The sequence below is a fragment of the Acidovorax sp. HMWF029 genome (assembly GCF_003060895.1).
GTDB lineage: Bacteria > Pseudomonadota > Gammaproteobacteria > Burkholderiales > Burkholderiaceae_C > Acidovorax.
This window is the reverse complement of record NZ_QAIH01000270.1, coordinates 1,702-3,596: the sequence shown is the minus strand read 5'-3', so window position 1 is coordinate 3,596 and position 1,895 is coordinate 1,702. Positions and strand designations below refer to the sequence as shown.

The 1,895-nt window shown below is 65.8% G+C and carries 2 protein-coding genes; one reads left to right on the top strand and one right to left on the bottom strand.

The window, feature by feature from the left end:
- Positions 1 to 930: 4-hydroxybenzoate 3-monooxygenase (gene pobA / locus DBR12_RS18990; RefSeq protein WP_108618675.1), on the bottom strand; the 930-nt coding region annotated here is incomplete at its 3' end.
- Positions 931 to 1,045: 115 nt separating this feature from the next.
- Between pobA and DBR12_RS18985 the strand changes: the two genes are divergently transcribed.
- Complete coding sequence (locus DBR12_RS18985) at positions 1,046 to 1,837, top strand: IclR family transcriptional regulator C-terminal domain-containing protein (RefSeq protein WP_108618674.1); 792 nt, start codon at positions 1,046 to 1,048, stop codon at positions 1,835 to 1,837.
- The last annotated feature ends 58 nt before the right edge of the window (positions 1,838 to 1,895 follow it).

Here is a 1,895-nt window from a genome sequence, read left to right as displayed (position 1 = left end):
CCACAGAAAGCCCACGTCGCTGGCGGCCAGATTCAGACCCTTGGCACCTGTAGGTGGCACGATGTGGGCAGCGTCGCCCGCCAGGAACATGCGGCCAAAACGCATGGGCTCGGCCACAAAGCTGCGCAGCGGCGCAATGCTCATCTCCAGCGCGGGGCCCGTGACCAGATTGGCGCGTGCCTCGGGGTCCAGGCGGTTGCCCAGCTCGGTCCAGAACTGGTCGATGCTCCAGTTCTCGATCTTGTCCGTATTGGGCACTTGCACGTAGTAGCGGCTGCGGGTGGCACTGCGCATGCTGCACAGCGCAAAGCCGCGCTCGGTGTTGGCGTAGATGAGTTCGTGCGAGACGGGGGGCACATCGGCCAGCACACCCAGCCAGCCGAAGGGGTACACACGCTCGTAGGTTTTGAGCAAGTCGGCCGGGGCGCTGGCGCGGCACACGCCGTGGTAGCCGTCACAGCCTGCAATGAAGTCGCAGGCCAGTTCGTGTGTCTGGCCGTCCTTTTGGTAAGTCACGCGGGGGTTTTGGCTGGCAAGGTCGTGCACTTGCACGTTCTGCGCGTCGTACACGGTGGTCAGGCCTGCAGCCGCGCGGGCGTCCATCAGGTCGCGTGTCACTTCGGTCTGGCCATACACCGTCACCCGGCTTCCGCCGGTGAGCTCATGCAGATCAATGCGGTGGCGTGCGCCCTTGAACAGCAGTTCGATGCCGTCGTGCGGCAGGCCCTCTGCATGGGCGCGTGCGCCGACGCCCGCCTGGTCCAGAAGGTCCATGCTGACCTGCTCCAGCACGCCAGCGCGGATGCGGCCCAGCACATAGTCGGGGCTGCGCTGTTCGATGATGATGGCGTCAACGCCGGATTTGTAGAGCAACTGGCCGAGCAGTAGGCCGGCGGGGCCTGCGCCGATGATGGCAACCTGGGTACGCATGGTGGGCAACCTCGTGAAAAACGATGCTGCCAAGCGTAGGTTGATCTGAGTCAAGAGTTCGTGGCGCAGCAGCGGTTGCGTGCGATTGGCAATTGTGTTGTGCGATCATCGCGCAATGACCATCGTGCAGGCAGCCGCTCCTATCGCCAAGGCGGACTTCATCGAAGGCATGGCCAAGGGCATGGCTGTGCTTGAGAGTTTTGATACCGAGCGCCAGCGCCTGAATGCCACGCTGGCTGCGCAGCGCACGGGCCTCACGCGCGCTGCGGCGCGCCGCCATCTGCTGACACTGGCACACCTGGGGTATCTGGAAACGGATGGCAGCTATTTCTGGCTGGCGCCCAAGGTGCTGCGGTTTTCTGGCAGCTATCTGGCCTCGGCGCGGCTGCCGCGTGTGCTGCAGCCCACGCTCAACCGGTTGGCGGCGCAGACGCAGCAATCGTTTTCAGCCGTGGTTCTGGATGGCAGCGAGGTCGTGATCGTCGCGCGCAGCGGGGTGTATGGCCTGCCTTCGCGGGTGCTGGCCTACGGTTTGCACTTGGGGGCACGGCTGCCCGCGCATCCCACGTCCACAGGGCGTGTGTTGCTGGCAGCCTTGCCGCCGGTGGAACTCACGCAATGGCTCAAGGGCTGCTCGCTGCAGCGCCTTACGCCCCATACGCTCACGCAAGTGGGGGCCTTGCGCAAGGTGGTGGCCGCAGCACGGCGCGACGATTTTTGCCTGGCAGCGGAAGAGCACGAGCTGGGCGTACACGCCCTGGCGGTGCCGCTGCGCAATCTGCAAGGGCAGACGGTGGCAGCGCTCAACGTGGTGGCATCGCCCCAGCAAATGCAGGCGCAGACGCTGCAGCGCGACATGCTGCCGCTGCTGCAGGAAGCCGCGCGCGAACTGCGGGGGTTGCTGTAGCTGCTGCGCGCAGGCCACGCCGGGTGGTGTGGCCTGCGGCTGCGTGGCGTCAGGCTGC

Coding starts and splice junctions, on each gene's coding strand:
- DBR12_RS18985 (WP_108618674.1), top strand. CDS start 1,046: ATGACCATCGTGCAGGCAGCCGCTCCTATCGCCAAGGCGGACTTCATC.